The 20587-nt window shown below is 67.2% G+C and carries 24 protein-coding genes; 18 read left to right on the top strand and 6 right to left on the bottom strand.

The features are described from left to right. Positions 1-34: 34 nt before the first annotated feature. Together AC07UK_RS17445 and gpmA are read right to left on the bottom strand one after the other, a co-directional pair. Complete coding sequence (locus tag AC07UK_RS17445; RefSeq protein WP_436220733.1) at positions 35-1642, bottom strand: S41 family peptidase; 1608 nt, start codon at positions 1640-1642, stop codon at positions 35-37. A 179-nt stretch (positions 1643-1821) separates the two neighbouring features. Beyond that, on the bottom strand, positions 1822-2568 hold the full coding sequence (gpmA, locus tag AC07UK_RS17440) for a 2,3-diphosphoglycerate-dependent phosphoglycerate mutase (protein ID WP_436220734.1): 747 nt from the start codon (positions 2566-2568) through the stop codon (positions 1822-1824). Between the two features lie 188 nt (positions 2569-2756). Here gpmA and AC07UK_RS17435 point away from each other — a divergent pair, with 188 nt between their 5' ends. The 5 genes from AC07UK_RS17435 to AC07UK_RS17415 all read left to right on the top strand — a co-directional run bounded on the left by AC07UK_RS17435 (position 2757) and on the right by AC07UK_RS17415 (position 6365). Next, positions 2757-3170, top strand: a complete 414-nt coding sequence (locus AC07UK_RS17435) for a rhodanese-like domain-containing protein (RefSeq protein WP_436220735.1) — start codon at positions 2757-2759, stop codon at positions 3168-3170. A gap of 83 nt (positions 3171-3253) precedes the next feature. After that, positions 3254-3511 carry a glutaredoxin 3 gene (gene grxC, locus AC07UK_RS17430; protein WP_013955430.1) on the top strand — a complete coding sequence of 86 codons (258 nt, stop codon included), beginning with the start codon at positions 3254-3256 and terminating at the stop codon, positions 3509-3511. Between the two features lie 200 nt (positions 3512-3711). Beyond that, the gene (gene secB, locus AC07UK_RS17425; protein WP_010814828.1) at positions 3712-4230 is read left to right on the top strand and encodes a protein-export chaperone SecB; all 519 of its coding nucleotides are present in this window, start codon (positions 3712-3714) and stop codon (positions 4228-4230) included. Positions 4231-4334: 104 nt separating this feature from the next. Beyond that, the gene (locus tag AC07UK_RS17420; protein WP_494686054.1) at positions 4335-5351 is read left to right on the top strand and encodes an NAD(P)H-dependent glycerol-3-phosphate dehydrogenase; all 1017 of its coding nucleotides are present in this window, start codon (positions 4335-4337) and stop codon (positions 5349-5351) included. Between the two features lie 36 nt (positions 5352-5387). Then, complete coding sequence (locus AC07UK_RS17415; protein WP_013955432.1) at positions 5388-6365, top strand: Bug family tripartite tricarboxylate transporter substrate binding protein; 978 nt, start codon at positions 5388-5390, stop codon at positions 6363-6365. Positions 6366-6381: 16 nt separating this feature from the next. Here AC07UK_RS17415 and trmL read toward each other — a convergent pair whose 3' ends face one another. Both trmL and AC07UK_RS17405 read right to left on the bottom strand, forming a co-directional pair. After that, positions 6382-6852: a tRNA (uridine(34)/cytosine(34)/5-carboxymethylaminomethyluridine(34)-2'-O)-methyltransferase TrmL gene (gene trmL / locus AC07UK_RS17410; protein ID WP_479943723.1), complete on the bottom strand. Its 471-nt coding sequence runs from the start codon at positions 6850-6852 to the stop codon at positions 6382-6384. 83 nt (positions 6853-6935) lie between these two features. Beyond that, on the bottom strand, positions 6936-7799 hold the full coding sequence (locus AC07UK_RS17405; protein ID WP_494686053.1) for a ComF family protein: 864 nt from the start codon (positions 7797-7799) through the stop codon (positions 6936-6938). Here AC07UK_RS17405 and AC07UK_RS17400 point away from each other — a divergent pair. The 8 genes from AC07UK_RS17400 (at position 7788) to AC07UK_RS17365 (ending at position 14594) form a co-directional block, all read left to right on the top strand. After that, positions 7788-8741, top strand: a complete 954-nt coding sequence (locus AC07UK_RS17400; protein ID WP_436220739.1) for a methyltransferase domain-containing protein — start codon at positions 7788-7790, stop codon at positions 8739-8741. The two genes, AC07UK_RS17405 and AC07UK_RS17400, sit on opposite strands and share 12 nt — an antisense overlap. Positions 8742-9013: 272 nt before the next feature. Then, positions 9014-9523: a DUF2244 domain-containing protein gene (locus tag AC07UK_RS17395; RefSeq protein ID WP_013955437.1), complete on the top strand. Its 510-nt coding sequence runs from the start codon at positions 9014-9016 to the stop codon at positions 9521-9523. 58 nt (positions 9524-9581) lie between these two features. Beyond that, positions 9582-10844: a cytochrome c oxidase subunit II gene (gene coxB / locus AC07UK_RS17390; RefSeq protein WP_153953194.1), complete on the top strand. Its 1263-nt coding sequence runs from the start codon at positions 9582-9584 to the stop codon at positions 10842-10844. A gap of 38 nt (positions 10845-10882) precedes the next feature. Further along, on the top strand, positions 10883-12490 hold the full coding sequence (gene ctaD, locus AC07UK_RS17385; RefSeq protein WP_010814820.1) for a cytochrome c oxidase subunit I: 1608 nt from the start codon (positions 10883-10885) through the stop codon (positions 12488-12490). Positions 12491-12564: 74 nt separating this feature from the next. Then, positions 12565-12696, top strand: coding sequence for a cytochrome oxidase small assembly protein (locus AC07UK_RS17380; protein ID WP_010814819.1), 132 nt, complete (start codon positions 12565-12567; stop codon positions 12694-12696). A gap of 17 nt (positions 12697-12713) precedes the next feature. Then, a complete protein-coding gene (locus tag AC07UK_RS17375) occupies positions 12714-13325 on the top strand; it encodes a cytochrome c oxidase assembly protein (protein ID WP_013955439.1) in 612 nt (203 codons plus the stop codon). A gap of 39 nt (positions 13326-13364) precedes the next feature. Then, positions 13365-13589 (top strand): DUF2970 domain-containing protein, encoded by a 225-nt coding sequence (locus AC07UK_RS17370; RefSeq protein WP_013955440.1) that lies wholly within the window; start codon positions 13365-13367, stop codon positions 13587-13589. Between the two features lie 144 nt (positions 13590-13733). Beyond that, the gene (locus AC07UK_RS17365; protein ID WP_013955441.1) at positions 13734-14594 is read left to right on the top strand and encodes a cytochrome c oxidase subunit 3; all 861 of its coding nucleotides are present in this window, start codon (positions 13734-13736) and stop codon (positions 14592-14594) included. A 129-nt stretch (positions 14595-14723) separates the two neighbouring features. Here AC07UK_RS17365 and AC07UK_RS17360 read toward each other — a convergent pair whose 3' ends face one another. Then, entirely contained in the window at positions 14724-14933 is a 210-nt protein-coding gene (locus tag AC07UK_RS17360; RefSeq protein WP_013955442.1) for a twin transmembrane helix small protein, read from the bottom strand. Positions 14934-15008: 75 nt separating this feature from the next. Between AC07UK_RS17360 and AC07UK_RS17355 the strand changes: the two genes are divergently transcribed. The 5 genes from AC07UK_RS17355 to AC07UK_RS17335 all read left to right on the top strand — a co-directional run bounded on the left by AC07UK_RS17355 (position 15009) and on the right by AC07UK_RS17335 (position 19291). Continuing rightward, a complete protein-coding gene (locus AC07UK_RS17355; RefSeq protein ID WP_436220741.1) occupies positions 15009-15776 on the top strand; it encodes an SURF1 family protein in 768 nt (255 codons plus the stop codon). A 53-nt stretch (positions 15777-15829) separates the two neighbouring features. After that, positions 15830-16480 (top strand): SCO family protein, encoded by a 651-nt coding sequence (locus AC07UK_RS17350; protein ID WP_436220742.1) that lies wholly within the window; start codon positions 15830-15832, stop codon positions 16478-16480. A 9-nt stretch (positions 16481-16489) separates the two neighbouring features. Then, positions 16490-17602, top strand: coding sequence for a COX15/CtaA family protein (locus AC07UK_RS17345; protein ID WP_013955445.1), 1113 nt, complete (start codon positions 16490-16492; stop codon positions 17600-17602). Next, positions 17599-18543 carry a heme o synthase gene (gene cyoE / locus AC07UK_RS17340; protein WP_037025354.1) on the top strand — a complete coding sequence of 315 codons (945 nt, stop codon included), beginning with the start codon at positions 17599-17601 and terminating at the stop codon, positions 18541-18543. Before AC07UK_RS17345 ends, cyoE begins: the two co-directional genes overlap by 4 nt. A 127-nt stretch (positions 18544-18670) precedes the next feature. Continuing rightward, the gene (locus tag AC07UK_RS17335; protein ID WP_436220744.1) at positions 18671-19291 is read left to right on the top strand and encodes an SCO family protein; all 621 of its coding nucleotides are present in this window, start codon (positions 18671-18673) and stop codon (positions 19289-19291) included. A 108-nt stretch (positions 19292-19399) separates the two neighbouring features. On the opposite strand, the gene rpoH is transcribed toward AC07UK_RS17335, so the two are convergent. Further along, entirely contained in the window at positions 19400-20326 is a 927-nt protein-coding gene (gene rpoH, locus AC07UK_RS17330) for an RNA polymerase sigma factor RpoH (protein WP_436220745.1), read from the bottom strand. Positions 20327-20587: the final 261 nt, after the last annotated feature.

The following is a 20587-nucleotide window of genomic DNA, read 5'->3' as shown; positions in this document are numbered from 1 at the left end:
CAGGGCCGCTTCTGGTTTGGCGCAAGCCCCGGCTTCAGGGAGTCTTGCCCGTCGGCGTGCCCAGCGGCTCGCCGATCGGGGCGCTGGCCGGCGGCTGCTTGGCGGGGGCCGGCGCCGTCGGCTTGGCTGCCGGTGCGCTGGCGCCCTTGGCGCCGCTCTTGCCCGAGGGCTTTGCCGCCTTGCCGTTGTCGGCCGGCGGATTGGTTTCCAGCTTCGACTTGGAGCGCTTGACCGGCTGGCCGTTGAGCTGGGCGATGGCCTGCTGCAGCATGAAGTCTTCGGCCGAGCCGAATTCCACCGGCTTCTTGCGGCGGTCCTTCTCGCGCTCTTCCGGTGACTTCTTCGCGTTCTCTTCTTCCAGGCGGCGCAGCTCGTCCACGCGGCGCTGCTCGCGCTCGGTCATTTCCGGCTCTTCCGATTCCTGCTTGTTGTGCAGGTGGCGCTCGGTGTCGATCTCGCGCGTGATCAGCGCGTCGTCCGGATCGCCTTCGGGGTTCTGGTCGACCGGGATGTCCGGACGGATGCCCTTGGCCTGGATCGACTTGCCGCTCGGCGTGTAGTAGTACGCGATGGTCAGCTTGATGCCGGTGTCGTTGGTCAGCGGGCGCACGGTCTGCACCGAGCCCTTGCCGAAGGTGGTCTTGCCCATGATCTGCGCGCGGTGATGATCCTGCAGCGCGCCCGCCACGATCTCGGAGGCCGAGGCCGAGTAGGCGTTGGTCAGTACCACCATCGGGATCTTCTTGTAGATCGCCGGCAGGCCCTTGAGCGGATCGTCTTCCAGCGACGACAGGCGGTAGTTATTGTACGTCGCCTTGTACACGCGCTTGGCATCGGGTACCTGGCCGTTGGTGGATACCACCGTGGCGTCTTCCGGCAGGAAGGCCGCGGCCACGCCGACCGCGCCCTGCAGCACGCCGCCGCCGTTGTTGCGCAGGTCCAGCACCAGGCCCTTCATGTTGGGGTTCTTCTGCGCCAGCTCGGCCAGCTTGCGGGACAGGTCGGAGATGGTGCGTTCCTGGAAGCTGGTCAGGCGGATCCAGCCGATATTGTTGTCCAGCATCTTGGCCTTGACCGACTGCACGCGGATCTCGGCGCGCGTGATCGAGACCGGGAAGGTGCGTTCCTCGCTCTTGCGGTAGATGGTCAGCGTGACCTTGGTGCCGGGCTCGCCGCGCATGCGCTTGACCGCCTGCTCCAGCGGCAGGCCGCGCACGGGCTTGTCGTCGATGCGGGTGATCAGGTCGCCCGGCTGGATGCCGGCGCGGAAGGCCGGGGTGTCCTCGATCGGGTTGATCACCTTGACCAGGCCTTCTTCCTGCGAGATCTCGATGCCCAGGCCGGCAAAGCGCCCGCGCGTGCCTTCCTGCAGTTCCTTGAAGTCTTTCTCGTCGAGGTAGGACGAATGCGGGTCGAGGCTGGCGACCATGCCCTTGATGGCTTCGGTCAGCAGTTTCTTGTCATCGACCGGCTCCACGTACTCGCGCTTGATCTGCCCGAAGATATCGGCCATCAGCCGCAACTGGTCCAGCGGCAAGGGCCCCGATGAGTTCTGGGCGGTCGCCGAAATCTGCAGCGTGGCGAGCACGCCGGCGACGAGGCCGACAGAAACTAGGCTGATGTTCTTGAGCGTCTTGCGCATGAGGGCTGCCTGAACGTGTACTCGAAGTACTGGTGTACGGTAGGGAGATTATGCCGGCTGCGGCCGCCCGGCGCCGGGCGGTTTGTCCGACAGTATAAGTGCGTGTGGTGAAACGGGCCTGTCCCGTCCCGGCTCAGGGTGGGCGGCCGCACATCCGCGCGCGGCCGCCCGGGTCGGCTTCAGCGTGCCTTGCCCTGGCTGGCCACGGCCGCCAGCGAGGCGGCGATGGCGTCCTGGTCACCCAGGTAGTAGTGGCGCAGGGGGCGCAGGTCGGCGTCCAGCTCATAGACGAGCGGGGTGCCGTTGGGGATATTGAGTCCGACGATATCGTCATCCGAGATCTGGTCCAGGTATTTCACCAGCGCGCGGATGCTGTTGCCATGGGCGGCAATGACCACGCGCTTGCCGGATTGGATGTCGGGGGCGATGGATTCGTTCCACAACGGCATCACGCGGGCCACGGTGTCCTTCAGGCACTCGGTCAGCGGGATCTCGTTGCGCGGCACATTGGCGTAGCGCGGATCGCCGTACGAGGCACGCGGGTCGGTGGGCTCCAGCGCGGGCGGCGGCGTGTCATAGCTGCGGCGCCACACCAGCACCTGCTCGTCGCCGAACTTGGCGGCGGTTTCTGCCTTGTTCAGGCCGGCCAGCGCGCCGTAGTGGCGCTCGTTCAGGCGCCATTCGTTGCGCACCGGGATCCACATCAGGTCCATTTCATCCTGCACATGCCACAGCGTGCGGATAGCGCGCTTGAGCACCGAGGTATAGGCCACGTCAAAGCCCAGGCCGGCATCCTTGAGCAGCTTGCCGGCCTGGCGCGCCTGGTCGGCGCCGGTCTCGGTCAGGTCGACGTCGACCCAGCCGGTAAAGCGGTTTTCAAGGTTCCACGTGGATTCGCCGTGGCGGATGAGGACGAGCTTGTACATGCTGCTGCTTCCAGAGAGTAGGTAACCTGCATGCGTCCGCGCCGTCACCTGGAGGGGGCTGATGGGTTCCTTGTGGACATCCCATGTCTCAGACAGGCGACAATGGCGGATGGCCATGCGACGGCAGGGCCTGGACGCCAAACCGCGTATTTTATAATGCCGCCGACCCAACCTACCGGAATGCCAACGTGAATTTCTTCGCCGACTACAACAACCTCGCTCTGATCGCCCTTGCCGTGGTCTCGGGCGGCCTGCTGGCCTGGCCCGCGATTTCGCGCAGCACCCGCGGCAAGACCGTCAATACGGCCGCCGCGACCCAGCTGATCAACAAGCGCGGCGCGGTCGTGGTCGACATCCGCGAGCCCGCCGAGTATGCCAAGGGTCACCTGCCGCAAGCCAAGAGCGCGCCGCTGGCCGACCTGCCCTCGCGCGCGGCCGGCCTTGCAAAGGACAAGGCTGCCCCCATCATCGTCGTGTGCCAGACCGGTCAGCGCTCCAGCAAGGCCCAGGCAGCGTTGAAGGAAGCCGGTTACAGTGAGATCTACGCGCTCGAGGGCGGCATCGCCGCCTGGCAGCAGGCAGGCCTGCCGCTGGTGAAGTAATCCCGGGCAGCACCGCCATATCCGTCACAGCGCGCCCCCGGCCAGGCCGGGCTGCGCGCACATTGCATTCAAGGAGAACCCGCATGGCCCGTGTCGTCATGTACAGCACCGTGGTGTGCCCGTATTGCCTGATGGCTGAACGCCTGCTCAAGTCCAAGGGCGTGGAAATGATCGAGAAGATCCTGATCGACCGCGAACCCGGCAAGCGTGAAGAGATGATGGCCCGTACCGGTCGCCGCACCGTGCCGCAGATCTACATCGACGAGACCCACGTGGGCGGCTTCGACGACCTCTCGGCGCTGGACCGCCAGGGCGGCCTGGTGCCGCTGCTGGCCGCCTGAGCCGGTTGCGCCGGCGCTGGCTCGGAATCGTCTGATTCCGGGCCGGGCTGGTTCCGGCACACCCCCGGCGCGGGTGAATTCGCCACCCGCGTCATGTACCATATGCGTTTTCCAACCGGGCACCGGCCAGCCTTGCACGACGCAAGGACTGCGGCCGCCGCGCCCGATGCACATCCAGCCCATCCTCCCGGAAGCCTTTCATGAGCGACCAGCAAAACACCCAGCAGGACGATCAACCCTTCTTCAACATCCAGCGCGTCTACCTGAAAGACATGTCGCTGGAGCAGCCCAATTCGCCCGGCATCTTCCTGGAATCGGAAGCCCCGTCGGTGGAAGTGCAGGTCAACGTCGGCGCTTCGCAGCTGCAGGAAGGGATCTTCGAGGTGGTGGTGACGGGCACCGTGACGACCAAGGTGCAGGACAAGGTTGCCTTCCTGGTGGAAGCACACCAGGCCGGCATCTTCGATATCCGCAACGTGCCGGTGGAGCAGCTGGACCCGCTGCTGGGCATCGCCTGCCCGACCATCCTGTACCCGTACCTGCGCGGCAATATCGCTGACGTGATCACGCGCGCCGGCTTCCAGGCCATCCACCTGTCGGAAATCAACTTCCAGGCGCTGTATGAGCAACGCCTGCAGGCCGCCATGGAAGAAGCCCAGGGTGCCGAAGGCGGCAACAGCGGCATCGTGATGCCCGACGGCAGCCAGGCCCGCCACTGATTCCGGCGGCCTGAGCCATCATCGAAACGGGGCTGCGGCCCCGTTTTGACTTTGGACTACCATCGGTGGCGTGAACCTCCGCGCCATCTTCTGTTCGAGCTGCCATGAAACTGACCTTCCTCGGTGCCGGTGCCTGGGGCACCGCCCTCGCCAGCCATGCCGCGGCCACCAATGACGTGGTGCTGTGGGGGCGCGAGCCTGCCCAGCTCGCCGCCATCGCCGCCACGCGCGAGAACGCTGCCTACCTGCCGGGCGTGACGCTGTCCGAGCGGCTCGCGATGCAGGTCGATTTCGAGCTTGCGGTGGCGCACGCCGCGGACGATCCGGACGGCATCGTGGTGGTGGCCACGCCAGTGTCGGGCCTGCGCGAGATGACGCGCCGGCTGGCCACGCGCAGCGCGCGGCCGGTGTCGATGCTGTGGCTGTGCAAGGGCTTCGAGTCCGGCACGCACCTGCTGCCGCACCAGATGGTGCGCGCCGAGCTGGACGCCGCCGGCCGCACTGAGGGCTTCGACTACGGCGTGCTGACCGGTCCCAGCTTCGCACGTGAGGTGGCGCTGGGGCTGCCCTGCGCGCTGACGGTGGCGGGCAGCGTGCCGTCGCTGGCGGAGCGCGCGCAGCGGGCCTTCCATCACCACGCGATGCGCATCTATGGCAGCGACGACCTGACTGGCGTGGAAGTCGGCGGCGCGGTCAAGAACGTGCTGGCGATTGCCACCGGCGCCAGCGACGGCCTGGGGCTGGGCCTGAACGCGCGCGCCGCGCTGGTGACGCGCGGGCTGGCCGAGATGACGCGGCTGGGCCTGGCGCTGGGCGGGCGGGTCGAGACCTTCATGGGCCTGGCCGGCGTGGGCGACCTGATCCTGACTGCCACCGGCGACCTGTCGCGCAACCGCAAGGTCGGGCAGCAGCTCGCGGCGGGGCAAAGCCTGGATCAGATCCTGGCCGAACTGGGCCATGTGGCCGAGGGCGTGCGCTGCGCCCAGGCCGTGGCAGAGCTTGCCTCGGCTAACGGTGTCGAGATGCCGATCGCGCGGGCAGTGTGCGGCGTGCTGTTCGACGGGCTGAGCGCCGCCGATGCGGTGGCGCAGCTGCTGCAGCGCGACGCGCGCGACGAATGACTACCCGCGTATCCACCTTCTGATCCTCTGCACCGCATGCCCACACGACGACAAGCGCTGATCGCGCTGGCGGCTGCCTGCGCCGCCGGGACTTCCGGCAGCGTCTTCGCCCAGCCCTGGCCCGCGCGGCCGATCCGCATGGTGGTGCCGTTCCCGCCGGGCTCGTCGCCCGACCTGATCGCGCGCATCGTGACCGAAAAGCTGGCCGCCGCGCTGGGCCAGCCGGTGGTGGTGGAAAACCGTCCCGGCGCCGGCGGCAATATCGGCACCGGCATGGTGGCGCGCGCCGCCCCTGATGGCTATACGCTGCTGTTCACCATCAACGGCCCGCTGGTGACCGCGCCGACGCTGTCGCGCAACCTGAACTACGACCCGTTCCGCCAGCTGGCGCCGGTCACGCTGGTGGCGACCTCGCCCAACGTGCTGGTGGTGGATGCGCGCCTGCCGGTGCACAACCTGCGCGAGTTCGTCGCGCTGGCACGGTCGAAGCCGGCTGAGCTGAACTATGGCTCGCCCGGCAACGGCAGCGCCTCGCACCTGGCGATGGAGCAACTGAAGGCGATGGCGGGCATCGACCTGCAGCACGTGCCGTACCCCGGCTTCCCGCAGATCACCACGGCGATGGTGGGCGGGCAGGTGCAGGCGGGCTTCATGGTGCCGGCGATCGCGATGCCGCAGGTCAACGCGGGCAAGCTGCGCGTGCTGGCCGTGACCACGACGGGGCGCACGGCGGTGTTGCCGTCGGTGCCGACGGTGGCGGAATCCGGCTACCCGGGTTTCGAGGCGATCTCCTGGCAGGCGGTGCTGGCGCCGGCGGGCACGCCGCAGGCCGTGATTGACCGGCTCTACCGCGAGCTGGTGGCGATCATCGGCAGCGCCGACGTGCGCGACAAGATGCGCGCGCAGTATTTCGTGCCGGCCGGCACCGCGCCAGCCTCGCTGCGCCAGACCATGGTGAGCGAGAAGGCACGCTGGGACAAGGTGATCCGCGCCGCCGGCGTGCAGCCGGAGTAGGCGCTGGCCGGGCGGCTCAGCTGCCGCCTTCGAACCCGTTCTGGCGCCACGCCTCGAACACCACCACGGCGACTGTGTTCGACAGGTTCAGGCTGCGGTTGTCGGGCCGCATCGGCAGCCGGATGCGCTGCGCGGGCGGGAACCAGTCGCGCCGCTCCGGTGATAGCCCGCGCGTCTCGGAACCGAACACGAACCAGTCCCCGGGCCGGAACGCCACCTGGCCGAACGGCGTCGAGCCGCGCGTGGTCAGCGCGAACATGCGCGCCGGGTCGGGCTGCTCGCTGGCCATCAGCGCGTCCCAGCTTTCATGCACGCGCATGGTGGCGTACTCGTGGTAATCCAGTCCCGCGCGGCGCATGCGCGCGTCGTCCAGCGGAAAACCCAGGGGTTTGACCAGGTGCAGCTGTGCGCCGGTGTTGGCGCACAGGCGGATCACATTGCCGGTATTGGGCGGGATTTCCGGTTCGACCAGGACGACATTGAACATGATGCGGGGGATGGCGGGCGCGCTGCGCCCTTCGTCAGAACGGTGCGCAGCTTACCGCGCGCACCGGCTAGTGTCATCCAAAGCTACGGCGTGCGCAGCGCGACGATCACGCTGACGCGGGCCGCGCCATGCGCCTTGAGCACGCTGGCGGCTTTGTGCAGGGTGGCGCCGGAAGTCATCACATCGTCCACCAGCGCCACGTGCAGGCCGTCCAGCCGCACGGCGCGCGCCAGCCGGAAGGCGCCGCGCAGGTTCACCTGCCGGGCGGCCAGGTCCAGCGCGCGCTGGCTGCCGGTGTCGCGCTGGCGCTGCAGCAGCACCGGGTCGGCGCGCAGGCCCAGGTGGCGCGCCAGCGGCCGCGCGATTTCCCAGGCCTGGTTGAAGCCGCGCGCGGCCAGCCGCTGCGGTGACAGGGGGATGGGTGCGACCAGGTCCGGCGGCGCCCGCCGGGCGCCGGCCCAGGCCCCCGGCAGCCCCGCGGCCAGCCGGGTCGCGAGCCAGCCCGCCAGTGGCAGCGCGTGGCCGAACTTGAGCGCCAGCACCAGCTGGTCCTGGGGCGACGCGTAGTCGCCCAGCGTGTGGGCGTGATCGAATGCCGGCGGCGATGCGGCGCAGGCCGGGCAGTGGAAGTGGCGCCCCAGCGCCAGCGCGCAGGCGGGGCAGCGCCGCACCGGGCGCAGCAGGTCGGCGGCGCAGGCTGCGCAGACCACCTGCCGCTGCACCGCCCCGCACAGCGCGCAGGCACTTGGCAGCAGCAGTTCGCCGGCGCCGGCCAGCACCTTGCCGGCGGCGCCGGCAGCCAGCGCGGCGCGCGCGTATACTTGCCGTCCGGCCGCAACCCATCGGGCGCCGCGGCCGCGTTCATCCGGCGCCCGGGCCTGATCCTGTATCTGTCCCCGCGCCGGTTCCTGGTTTTCTTGCTGCCCTGTCTGCCCGTGTCCCTGCATGCCGCTGATTCCCCCGATGCCTTCCTGCCGCCCGCGCGCCTGACCCGGCTCGCCTTCGACCGGCGCAGCCGCGGCTTCGGCCAGCTGGACTTCCTGCTGGGCGAGATCGGCCGCCGCATGCAGGAGCGCATGGAAGTGATCCGTCTGGCGCCGCAGCGCGCGCTGGATATCGGCTGCGGCCACGGCCAGGGCCTGGCCGGGCTGCGCGACCGCTTCCCGGATGCGCAGATTGCCGGGCTGGACATCTCCGGCGCGATGCTGGCCGAGGCCGGCCAGCGCGACCCGCAGCGCCGGCCCGGCTGGATCGGCCGCATGCTGGGCAAGCGGCCGCTCTTTGACCTAGTCCAGGGCGATCTTGCCACACTGCCTTTTGCGCCCGCGAGCTTCGACCTGCTGTGGTCCAACCTGGCGCTGCACTGGCATCCGGAGCCGCACCGTGTGTTCCCGGAGTGGCACCGCGTGGCGCGCGACGAAGGGCTGGTGCTGTTCTCGCTGTTCGGCCCGGACACCCTGAAGGAGCTGCGCGCGGCCTTTGCCGAAGTCGACGAGGCTCCCCATACGTTGCGCTTTGTCGACATGCACGATATCGGCGACATGCTGGTGCACAGCGGCTGGTCCACCCCGGTGATGGACATGGAAACGCTGACCGTGACCTACGAGTCCCCCGCCACGCTGCTGCGCGAGGTGCAGGCCTTCGGCGGGCTGCGCGGGCCGGCTGGGGCGCTGCCGCAGGGCCTGCGCGGCCGCGGCTGGTACCAGGCGCTGGCGCAGGCGCTGGAGCGGCGGCGCAACCCCGACGGGGTGATCCCGCTCACCTTCGAGATCGTCTACGGCCACGCCTGGAAGCTGGCCCCGCGTGGCGGCCAGGCGGTCGACGACCAGGGCCGCGCGGTGGTGCCGCTGGACCAGATCGGCCGTGCAAGGCCGCGTCGGACAAGTTAAAACAGAGTTAACTTGCGCCGGTGCGGGATTGCCGCAAACATAGCACCGGCGCGGCGGGCAGGGCGATGGCGGGGCTCTTCCCTATGCACAGAATCAAGCGGCGCGCAAGCCGTCCGGTCAAGGCGCGCCCTTGTCCGTGTATAGGAAGCGCCCTATAATGCGCCAGTTTGTCGCAGTGGTCCCCTGGCACAAGAACGTCCTGGTTTTGCACTTGCACTGTGCGGCCCGGGCGCCATCGTCCCGGGTGTGCATCCGATGCAGAGTGGTTGGCGATGCAAGACTTGGGTATCGCACTCCAGACGGCAGGTGGTGACTCCGGCGGAAATCTCGACGGACCTCTCCCCGCGCCCCACGACTGGCTGATGAAGCGGAATTGCTCGCTGTCTCCACGCCAGGTCGGCTGGTTTTACCTCTCGATCCTCACGGTTTCGCTTGCCATCGCGTTGTTTTTCGCGTGGCAAGGGTCCTGGCTCGTGCTGCCGTTTGCCAGCATCGAGCTGATCGGGCTGGGGATCGCGCTGCTGGTGTATGCGCGCCATGCGACAGACTATGAGCGCGTCAGCATTACCGACGGCATGCTGGTCGTGGAGACAGCCAGCGGCACAAAGGTGACGCGCCGGGAATTCAACCCGCGCTGGGTGCGGGTCGAACTGGGTGAATCGTTCCGCGCGCTGGTGACGTTGCGCTCGGGCGGGCGTGAGGTACAGGTGGGGTGTTACGTGGACCCGTACCGGCGACGCAAGTTCGCGCAGGAGCTCGCAGCGGCCTTGCGCCGCCTCTGAGAGGCGGCGGTGGCGGTGGCGGGGACAGATTTGAATCTGTAAATTGGGTAGATAACAAATGAAAATGTGGAAGAAGGCATCCGCAGTTTGTCTGGCCGGCGCGTCCCTGCTTGCCAGCCAGGCGGCGTCCGCGGTCAGCGACATGCCGGGCGGCCCCGCCGTGCGCCAGCTCAACCTGACCGAGCCGGTTACCAAGATCGCCGAACAGATTCACTGGCTGAACTGGATGATGCTGATCATGTGCACGGTGATCTTCATCGCGGTATTCAGCGTGATGTTCTATTCCGTGTTCAAGCACCGCAAGTCCAAGGGTGCGAAGCCTGCTGCCTTCCACGAGAGCATCACGGTCGAAGTGATCTGGACCATCGTCCCGTTCATCATCGTGATCGCGATGGCCCTGCCGGCGACCAAGACCGTGGTGGCGATGAAGGACACCACCAACTCCGACGTCACCATCAAGGCCACCGGCTACCAGTGGAAGTGGGGCTATGACTACCTGAAGGGCGAAGGCGAAGGCATCTCCTTCGTGTCGACCCTGACCACCCCGCGCGAGCAGATCAACAACGAGCAGCCCAAGTCGAACACCTACCTGATGGAGGTGGACAACGAGCTGGTCGTGCCGGTCAACAAGAAGATCCGCATCGTCACCACTGCCAACGACGTGATCCACGCCTGGATGATCCCGGCCTTCGGCGTCAAGCAGGATGCGATCCCCGGCTTTGTGCGCGACACCTGGTTCAAGGCCGAGAAGATCGGCGTGTACCGCGGCCAGTGCGCCGAGCTGTGCGGCAAGGAACACGCCTTCATGCCGATCGTGGTGCGCGTGGTTTCGGACGCCGACTACACCAAGTGGGTCGACGGCAAGAAGAAGGAGCTGGCGGCCAAGGCCGACGATCCCAACAAGACCTGGACGCTGGACGAGGCCAAGGTGCGCGGCGAGAAGATCTACGCAGCCAACTGCGCGGTCTGCCACCAGCCCAACGGCAAGGGCGGCGGCGCCTTCCCGGCGCTGGACGGCTCCAAGGTGGTGAACGGCCCCAAGGCCGGCCAGATGCACATCCTGCTCGAAGGCAAGGGCGGCATGCCGTCGTGGAAGCAGCTCTCGGATACCGAGCTGGCCATGGTCATGACCTATACGCGCAACGCCTGGAGCAACAAGACGGGTGAAGTGATCCAGCCGAGCGACTTCGTGGGTGCCCGCGCGGGCAAGTTCCCCGAGGGCGGCGGCGCGGCCGGCGGCGAAGCGCCGAAGGCCGAAGCCAAGCCGGCCGACAAGGCTGACAAGCAGGCCAGCCTCGCGGGCAACCGCGTCGCGGGCTGACCCGCTGAAGACAGAACAGGATTAGAGGAGCATTTGCGATGAGTACTGCTACCCCGGACGCGCTCGCCCATCCGCACGATCACGCGCATGACGACCACGCGCACGACCACCCGCATGGCTGGCGCCGCTGGCTGTTCGCGACCAACCACAAGGACATCGGTACGCTGTACCTGCTGTTCTCGTTCATCATGCTGCTGTCGGGCGGCTTGCTGGCACTGCTGATCCGCCTGGAGCTGTTCGAGCCGGGCCTGCAGTTCTTCCGCCCCGAGCTGTTCAACCAGTTCACCACCATGCACGGCCTGGTGATGGTGTTCGGCGCGATCATGCCGGCCTTCGTCGGCTTCGCCAACTGGATGATCCCGCTGCAGATCGGCGCGTCCGACATGGCGTTCGCGCGCATGAACAACTTCAGCTTCTGGCTGATGCCGCCGGCCGCGCTGCTGCTGGCCGGCTCGTTCCTGGTCCCGGGCGGCGCCACCGCCGCCGGCTGGACCCTGTACGCGCCGCTGTCGGTGCAGATGGGCCCGGGCATGGACATGGCCATCTTCGCGATGCACATCATGGGTGCGTCGTCGATCATGGGCTCGATCAACATCATCGTGACCATCCTCAACATGCGCGCCCCGGGCATGACGCTGATGAAGATGCCGATGTTCTGCTGGACCTGGCTGATCACGGCCTACCTGCTGATCGCCGTGATGCCCGTGCTGGCTGGCGCCATCACCATGGTGCTGACCGACCGCCACTTCGGCACGAGCTTCTTTTCGGCCGCCGGCGGTGGTGACCCGGTGATGTACCAGCACATCTTCTGGTTCTTCGGCCACCCCGAGGTCTACATCATGATCCTGCCGGCGTTCGGGATCGTCTCGCAGGTGGTGCCGGCGTTTGCCCGCAAGCGCCTGTTCGGCTACAGCTCGATGGTGTACGCCACCGCCTCGATCGCCATCCTGTCGTTCATCGTGTGGGCCCACCACATGTTCACGACCGGCATGCCGGTGACCGGCCAGCTGTTCTTCATGTACGCGACCATGCTGATCGCGGTGCCCACCGCCGTGAAGATCTTCAACTGGATCGCCACCATGTGGCGCGGCTCGATGACCTTCGAGACACCGATGCTGTTCTCGATCGGCTTCATCTTCGTGTTCACCATCGGTGGCTTCACCGGCCTGATGCCGGCCGTGGCCCCGATCGACATCCAGCTGCAGGACACCTACTTCATCGTGGCGCACTTCCACTATGTGCTGGTGGCCGGCTCGCTGTTCGCGCTGTTTGCGGGCTTCTACTACTGGGGGCCGAAGTGGAGCGGTTTCATGTACAACGAAACCCGCGGCCAGATCCACTTCTGGGGCTCGATCATCTTCTTCAACGTCACCTTCTTCCCGATGCACTTCCTGGGTCTGGCCGGCATGCCGCGTCGCTATGCCGACTATCCGACCCAGTTCGCGGATTTCAACGCGATCGCGTCGATCGGTGCGCTGGGCTTCGGCCTGATGCAGGTGTACTTCTTCTTCTTCGTGGTGCTGCCGTCGTACCGCGGTGGCGAGAAGGCCGCCGACAAGCCCTGGGATGGCGCCGAGGGCCTGGAGTGGACCGTGCCGTCGCCGGCGCCGTTCCACACCTTTGAAGTTCCCCCGCAGGTCCGCTAAGGCGCGGCCAGCGTAATCAGGCAGCGGGAGGCGGCAGCGTCCGCCTCCCGCGCCGGCAGGCAACAGAAGCAGCTATGCAGTCTCCAGACAAAAGCCCATCACGCCCGGACCAGAAGGCCGCCAACCGCCGCCTTGGCCTGATCCTGCTGTCGATCGTGGTGGTTTTCTTTCTGGGGTTCTTCGCCAAGATGATGTTTCTTGGCTGAGGCGGCAGGGTAGCGAGATGAGCAACGACCAGCAGGCTGGCAGGGAAGCGGACAAGCGGTTCAACCGCGGCATGATGCTGCGCCTGGTCGTGATCGTGGCCGTGATGTTCGGCTTCGGCTATGCGCTGGTGCCGCTGTACAAGAAGATCTGCGAGATCACCGGCATCAACGTGATCACCACGCGCGAGCTGCACGGCGCGGTGAAGAACACGCAGGTCGACAAGAGCCGCACCATCACGGTGGAGTTCGACTCCAACGCGCGCGGGCCCTTCGCCTTCCGGCCGGTGAAGAACAGCATGGAAGTGCACCCGGGCGAGATGGCGACGATCGTCTACGAGGTGGCCAACGGGCAGCCGCGCGATATCTCGGCGCAGGCCATCCCGAGCTACGCGCCCAAGCAGGCGACCCAGTATTTCATGAAGCTGGAGTGCTTCTGCTTCAAGCAGCAGACGCTCAAGGCGAAAGAGGCGCGCGAGATGCCGGTGGTGTTCGTGATCGATCCCGCGCTGCCCAAGGATGTGAAGAATATTACGCTGTCGTACACCTTCTTCGAGGTGGGTGCGCCGGTGGCGCAGGCGCCCGAGGGCCAGGTGGCGCCGCAGCCGGCACCGGCCGGCAAGGGCATCTGAGGCGGCTGCGGTGCATGCCGGGGCTGAGGAGAACGGGCGATGGATGAGATGAAGGACGCGGTCAAGCGCAAGATGTCATTCGCGCAGACCATGCGCGCGGTGCTGTGGTCGTTCATCGGCCTGCGCAAAGGCGCCGAGCACGAGCGCGACATGGCCCGGCTGAACCCGGTGCATGTGGTGATCGCAGGCGTGATCGCGGCGGCCATCTTCATCGCGGTGCTGGTGGTCATCGTGCGCATCGTGGTGGGACAGGCAGCGGGATAGCAGGGCAGGAAGGGTAGACAACAAAAGCAGTCGCAGAACAAAGCAACCGCGGCGGCGGGGCCGGCCCAGAGGAGGGGGCGGCCCGCAGTGCCAAAGCGCGGATCACGAATACTGAATCAAAGACTCTGAGCTGGAGATAAAAGAATGAGTGCGAATCGCGCAAACGCTCCGTACTACTTCGTACCGGGCCCGTCGCGCCACCCGATCACGGCAAGCTTCGGCCTGCTGATGACGGGCGCGGGAGCCGCCGGTTGGGTAAACGGGCAGCCCTGGGCGCCGTACCTGTGCGGCTTCGGCCTGCTGTGGTTCCTGTTCGTGCTCAAGAGCTGGTTTGGCGACGCCATCAGCGAGTCCGAAGGCGGCATGTACGGCAAGAACATCGACCTGTCGTTCCGCTGGTCGATGGGCTGGTTCATCTTCTCGGAGGTGATGTTCTTCGCGGCTTTCTTCGGCGCGCTGTTCTATGCCCGCACCATCGCCATGCCGTGGCTGGGCGACCTGAACAACAAGATCCTGTGGCCCGACTTTGCCGCGGTGTGGCCCAACACCGGCCCGGCCGGCGTGGTGGAAAGCTTCCAGACCATGGGTCCGTGGCCGATCCCGACCATCAACACCGCGCTGCTGCTGATGTCCGGCCTGACGCTGACCTGGGCGCACCACGCGCTGCTGGCCGGCAAGCGCAGCCAGCTGATCCAGGGCCTGTCGCTGACCATCCTGCTGGGCGCGGTCTTCATGTGCTTCCAGGTGTACGAGTACATGCACGCCTACTCGGAACTGAACCTGAAGCTGTCCTCGGGCATCTACGGCTCCACCTTCTTCCTGCTGACCGGCTTCCACGGCTTCCACGTGACCATGGGCGCGATCATGCTGACCGTGGTGCTGATCCGTGTGCTGAAGGGCCACTTCACGCCTGATCACCACTTTGCATTCGAAGGCGCTGCCTGGTACTGGCACTTTGTTGACGTGGTGTGGCTGTTCCTCTACGTCGTGGTGTACTGGCTGTAAATCCGGCTGCCGTACCCGCCGGCGCGCCCCTCGGGGGCCGCCGGCGCCAACGCAAAAGAGAAACGCCGCAGGAGGTTGTCCAGCCTGCGGCGTTTGTCTTTTGCGGGCCTGCTGCCCGCGTCCTGGCGTTCAGGGCGCCATGCGGATGCCCGTGCTGTGGATCCAGCCCATCCAGTTCGAGAACAGGATGAACAGGAACAGCGCCACCGAGAACCCGACGCGCAGCATCAGCGAGCGCATCATGTTGGGCGTCGTGCCGCGGTCACGCATCATGAAGAACAGGGCGGAGGCCAGGCTGGCGATGATCAGGATGAAGGCAACGATGATGACAATGCGCATGGCGGGGCAGGTCGGGGCAAAGAGCGGCGAAAAAATCCATTATCGCACCGGCCCGCGTTGTGGTCCCGCCTGGCGATGACAGTGCGCCGCTGGTTCAGCCCGCTGCCGCTGGCCGCCGCGCTGGTGGTGATCGCCGTGACCTGCGCGCTGGGCAACTGGCAGCTCAACCGCGCGCACGACAAAGAGGCGCGCGCGGCGCGGCTGCAGGCGCTGTCGGCGCAGCCGCCGGTGTTGCTGGGCACGGTCCCGCTGCCACAAGTTGTGACCGACCGCACGGTCCGCGTGACCGGGCGCTTTGACACGGCCCGCACCGTATTGCTGGATAATCGCCCCCACGGCAATGGCAGCAGCCCCGGGGATAGCCGCGCCGGCTTCCTGGTGCTGACGCCGCTGCGGATTTCAGCCGCCTCGCCGGCGCCAGCAGGTGCCGCCGGCGCCATGCAGGCGGTGCTGGTGCTGCGCGGCTGGCTGCCGCGCGATGCCCAGGACCGCACCCGGATTGCGCCGTTCCCCACGCCCGAGGGCGAGGTAACGATCGAAGGCACGGCACTGGCGGCCGTGCCGCGGGTCTATAGCCTGGGCCAGGACGCCGCCGGCAGCAAGATCCGCCAGAACCTGGACATCGCTGCCTATGCGGCCGAAACCGGCCTGGCACTGCACCCGCTGGTGCTGGAGCAGCGCAGCGACACCGGCGATGGCCTGGCGCGCGACTGGGCCCCGGCCGACCTGGGCGCGGACCGGCACTACGGCTATGCCTTCCAGTGGTTCGGGCTGGCCGCGCTGACGGCGGTGCTGGTGGCCGTGCTGGGCTGGCGCCGCGCGCGCCGGGTGGCGGCACCGTAACTCGAATGAACCGGGCGCATGCGCTCGCCGAAGACAAAGGACAGACGTACTCCATGGCACAGCAAGACTCCGCCCCGGCCGCCGCGGCCTCGCCGCCGGATACCCGCATCGATGCGCGCACGCGCCGCGGCCGCCTGCAGATGCTGATGCTGTTGCTGGTGTGCGCGTCGCCGGTGATTGCCTCTTACTTCACCTACTACGTGATCAAGCCGCGCGGCGGCGCCACCAACTACGGCGCGCTGGTCGACCCGCAGCGGCCGATGCCGCCGGTGCGCGTCACCGACGAGCAGGGCCGTGCCGTGCCGCTGGAGCAGTTCCGCGGCAAATGGCTGCTGGTGACCGCCGATCCGTCCGCCTGCGACGAGGCCTGCGCGAAGAAGCTCTTCACCATCCGCCAGATCCGCGCCGGGCAGGGCCAGGACCGCGAACGGATCGTGCCGGTGTGGCTGGTGACCGACGACGGCAAGATCGACGAGCGCCTGACCGCCGCCTACAACGAGCCCTACGCCGGTGTGCGCTTCCTGCGCATCGACCGCCAGGCTGCCCAGCAGTGGCTGCCGGCCGAATCCGGCAAGCGCGCCGAGGACACCCTGTTCCTGGTCGACCCGCTGGGCAACCTGATGATGCGTTTCCCGCAGGACCCGGACCCCAAGAAGATGAGCGGCGACCTGAAGAAGCTGCTCAAGGTCTCGCGCATCGGCTAAGGGGACGGCATGCTGCTGCAACTGGCCATCATCGGCATCCTGATCGCGCTGTTCCCGCTGTCCTACGTGCTGGTGAAAGGGGACCGCAACAAGTACCGCAAGCTCGCCTGGATCACGGCGTTTCTGACGCTGGACCTGATCATGTTCGGCAGCTTCACGCGCCTGACCGACTCCGGCCTGGGCTGTCCGGACTGGCCCGGCTGCTATGGGCACTCCAACCCGCACGCCGCGATGGAGCCGATCCGCGCGGCCGAGACCGCGCTGCCCAGCGGCCCGGTGACGCTGGCCAAGGCGTGGATCGAGATGATCCACCGCTACTTCGCAATGGCGGTCGGGGTGCTGATCATCACGCTGATGGTGCTGGCGTGGGTCAAGCGGCGCGAGCTGAAGCAGTCGCCATGGTTCGCCACCGGGGTGCTGCTGCTGGTGTGCGTGCAGGGCGCGTTCGGCGCCTTCACCGTGACCCTGAAGCTGCAGCCCGTCATCGTGGTCACGCACCTGATGCTGGGCATGGCCCTGCTGGCCGTGCTGATCCAGCTGGGCTCGCGCAACGATCCGCCGCACCCGGTCGCGGCGCAGGCCGCGCGCCTGCGCTGGCCGGTGCGCATCGGCCTGCTGCTGCTGGTGATCCAGATCTTCCTGGGCGGCTGGGTCAGCACCAACTACGCGGTGCTGGCCTGCACCGACTTCCCACTGTGCAACGGCCAGCTGGTGCCCGAGATGGATTTCCGCCACGGCTTCACGCTGTGGCGCCAGCTGGGCATGACCGCCGACGGCGACTACATCCCGCACGCGGCGCTGGTGGCGATCCACTGGGTCCACCGCGGCTTTGCCTTTGTCGTGCTGGGCTACCTGGCGTGGCTTGGCCTGCGCGCGCGCCGGCTTGAAGGGCTCGCGCGCGCGGCCGGCTGGCTGCTGGGTACGCTGGTGCTGCAGCTGGCCACCGGGATGTCCAATATCGTGTTCGACTGGCCGCTGGTGGCCGCGGTTGCGCACAACGGCGGCGCGGCGCTGCTCCTGCTGCTGCTTGTCCGCCTCCACTACAATACAGGGCTCGCAGGGCTCACCATGCGGGCCGCCGGCGCCCCCGCTGCCGTGCCGAACGCCGCCCGCGCCACATGAAAGACAAGACCCCTTCCGTGGTTACCGCTACCCACCCCCATTCGCTGGGCAAGTTGAGCCGGATACGGCACCTGGCCCGACAATATGCCGCCCTGACCAAGCCGCGCGTGACGCAGCTGGCCGTGTTCTGCGCCATCATCGGCATGTTCCTGGCCACGCCCGGCATGGTGCCGTGGCGCGTGCTGATCGGCGGCGCCGCCGGCATCTGGCTGCTGGCCGGTGCGGCCTTTGCCATCAATTGCCTGGTCGAGCAGAAGATCGACGCGCTGATGCGCCGCACCGCGTGGCGCCCGTCGGCCACCGGCGAGATCACCACGCCGCAGACCCTGGTGTTCTCCGCCGTCCTGGGCGGCGCCGGCATGTGGCTGCTGCACGTCTACGCCAACGACCTGACGATGTGGCTGACCTTTGCCACCTTCCTCGGCTACGCGGTGGTCTACACCATCCTGCTCAAGCCGGCCACGCCGCAGAACATCGTGATCGGCGGGCTGTCCGGGGCAATGCCGCCGGCGCTGGGCTGGGCCGCGGTGGCGGGCGAGGTGCCGGCCGAAGCCTGGTTCCTGGTGCTGATCATCTTCACCTGGACCCCGCCGCACTTCTGGGCCCTGGCGCTGTACCGCCGCGCCGACTACGCCAAGTCCGGCCTGCCGATGCTGCCGGTCACGCACGGCGAGCGCTACACGCTGCTGCATATCCTGCTGTACACGCTGATCATGATCGCCGCGACGCTGCTGCCCTTTGTCTACGGCATGAGCGGCTATATCTACCTGGCGGCCGCGCTGGCGCTGGGCGCAGGTTTCCTGGCCTACGCCTGGAAGATGTACCGCAATTATTCAGACGAGCTGGCGCAGCGCACCTTCCGCTTCTCGATCCTGTACCTGTCGCTGCTGTTCGCCGCGCTGCTGGTCGACCACTACTTCAAGTTCGTGCCGCAGGTCTGACCTGTGGCCCACCGGCTGCGGCATCTTGTCGCGGCCGGCGCAGCGTGGCGGCACGATCGGCGATACTGCGTGATGTCGCCGCCCTCCGGTGCCGCTGTTCCCCCCACCCCTGACCGGTTTCCGCCGCATGCCCCGCCTAAGCCCCGCCTCCGGCCTGTTCGCCGCCTTCCGCCGCTTTTCCCTGCTGGCCGCGCTTGCGCTGGCCGTGGCTGCCTGCGGGCAGCAGAAGGCCTCGTTCCGCAATGTCGACATCACCGGCGCGGCGGACTTCGGCAAGGACTTCTCGCTGACCGACCATCACGGCAAGGTGCGCACCATCGCCGACTTCAAGGGCAAGGCGGTGGTGATGTTCTTCGGCTACACCCACTGCCCGGACGTGTGCCCGACAACGATGGCCGAACTGAAGGCAGTGATGGAGAAACTGGGCCCGGACGCCGACCGCGTGCAGGTGCTGTTCGTCACGGTCGACCCGGAACGCGACACGCAGGCGCTGCTGGCCCAGTACGTGCCGGCCTTCGATGCGCGCTTCCTGGGGCTGCGCCCGGCCGACGAGGCCGCACTGCAGAAGGTGACCAAGGACTTCAAGGTGTTCTACGCCAAGGTGCCGGGCAGCTCCCCGAACAACTACACGGTGGACCACTCCGCGGGCAGCTATGTATTCGACCCGGAGGGCAAGCTGCGGCTGTTCATCCGCCATGGCCAGGGTCCGGATCCGATAGCGCACGACCTGAAACAGCTGCTGTCGTGACGTGAAATGGAGGGAAGGGGTGCGGCATAACGTCGCACTCTTCCTCTCGCGGGCAACAAAAAGGCCGGTCCAGTGTGGACCGGCCTTTTGCATGGTGGAGGGAGCGGATCAGGCGAACGCCTGCAGCGCCCCCTTCATCTTCTTCATGGCCGCGGCCTCGATCTGGCGGATGCGCTCGGCCGAGACGCCGAACTCGTCAGCCAGCTCATGCAGCGTGGCGCCGCCCGAGCCGTCATCCTCGACGTGCAGCCAGCGCGCCTCGATGATGCGGCGGCTGCGTTCGTCCAGCTTGGCCAGCGCCTCTTCCAGGCCCTCGACCTGCATGCGGTCGTGGCGCTTGGCTTCCAGCACGCGGGTGGGCTCGTTGTGGTTGTCCGCCAGGTAGGCGATGGGGGCGAATTCCTCTTCGCCGTCGTCGATCTGGCCTTCCAGCGCCAGGTCGCCGCCCGACAGGCGGGTTTCCATCTCCATCACTTCTTCGGGCTTGACGTTCAGCTCGCGCGCGACGGCCTCGACCTGCTCCGGCGTGAACGTGTGCGCGCCCTGCTTGTGGCTGCGCAGGTTGAAGAACAGCTTGCGCTGGGCCTTGGTGGTGGCCACCTTGACCATGCGCCAGTTCTTCAGCACGTATTCGTGGATCTCGGCCTTGATCCAGTGCATCGCATACGACACCAGGCGCACGCCTTGTTCGGGGTCGAAGCGCTTCACGGCCTTCATCAGGCCGATATTGCCTTCCTGGATCAGGTCGGCATGCGGCAGGCCATAGCCCAGGTACTGGCGGGCGATCGACACCACCAGGCGCAGGTGGGACATCACCATCTGGCGGGCAGCATCAACGGAATCGTGGTCGCGGAGCTCGCGCGCCAGGCGCTGCTCTTCCTCCGCGGTCAACAGCGGAATCCGGTGGACAGCCTGGATATAGCTGTCGAGGTTGCCAACGGTGGCCGGGAAGGTCAGCGCAAAGCTGCCCGTGCTCCGGGGTGCCGTCGGCAGGCGGTTAATCAGGGTTTGGTCGGCAGACAAGACTGCGTTCACTCAATGGCTCCTTTCGCATCCGGCGGTTCGGTTGCCGGTGTGCCGCGCCTCTTGGGTCGGCGGCACTGCAACACATATTAGCACTCAGGCCGGGTGAGTGCTAATTGGAGTCCCGATGGCCGTGATAGTTCCACTCGATTGGTCTTGCGGATAGCATAGCTACTTACCGCTTCGAGCGGCGGAAACGATACCCACGGTTCGGCGCACAGGATGTTAGAGCGGCGCGGGGCACGGGGGTTCTGCCCGCTGCTGCAATGATTT

It is taken from the genome of Cupriavidus sp. GW821-FHT07C08, assembly GCF_059419025.1.
Note: the sequence above shows the minus strand (reverse complement) of the source record. Positions and strands in the feature narration are given on the sequence as shown.